Raw genomic sequence first — 706 nt, forward strand, 5'->3', positions numbered from 1 at the left:
CCCTCGCCCACCTCACCGAGGAGACCGAACTCGCCCTCGTCCAAGGCGTCCTCGGCTTCGCCCGCACCCAGATCGCCGACCGCTACGTCACCGACGAGGCCCGTCCCGCCGCCCTCGCCACCATCCGGGAGATCGCCCGCGCCCTGCTGCGCCGCACCGAGGACGGTGAGGCACCCGGACTGCGCCTCACCGCCGTCCGTGCCCTCATCGACAGCGCCACCACCCCCGACCAGATCACCTCCTGGCTCGACGAGGGCACCGTCCACGGCGGCCCCGAACTCGACCCCGAACTGCGCTGGCGCATCCTCGCCCGCCTCRCCGTCCTCGGTGCGGCGCAGCAGGGCGCGGGCGATCTCCCGGATGGTGGCGAGGGCGGCGGGACGGGCCTCGTCGGTGACGTAGCGGTCGGCGATCTGGGTGCGGGCGAAGCCGAGGACGCCTTGGACGAGGGCGAGTTCGGTCTCCTCGGTGAGGTGGGCGAGGGCGACCCGCAGGTAGTCGGCGGGGGCGAGGTCGCCGTCGCGGACCATGTCGCGCAGGGCGTTCCAGATGACGGCGCGGGTGAGGGCGTCGGGGATGCGGGAGAGGCCGCGGAGGGCGGACTCCTCGGAGACCTCGTCGAAGCGGAGCTTGGCGTAGCTGAGGTCCTGGTCGTTGAGGACGACGAGGGCGGGGCGGGGGCCGGTGAGGTCGGCGGGTTCGGTCT

Annotated in this window: 1 protein-coding gene; it reads right to left on the reverse strand. The window is 73.9% G+C overall.

Features of this window, described 5'->3' with window-relative positions; genetic code table 11:
- Positions 1 to 706, reverse strand: a 706-nt coding sequence (locus EAO70_RS39935) for an ERAP1-like C-terminal domain-containing protein (RefSeq protein ID WP_261993264.1), incomplete at both ends; no start/stop codon positions are given.

Origin of the sequence: Streptomyces sp. adm13(2018) (assembly GCF_008042145.1) — a bacterium.
Classification (GTDB): domain Bacteria; phylum Actinomycetota; class Actinomycetes; order Streptomycetales; family Streptomycetaceae; genus Streptomyces.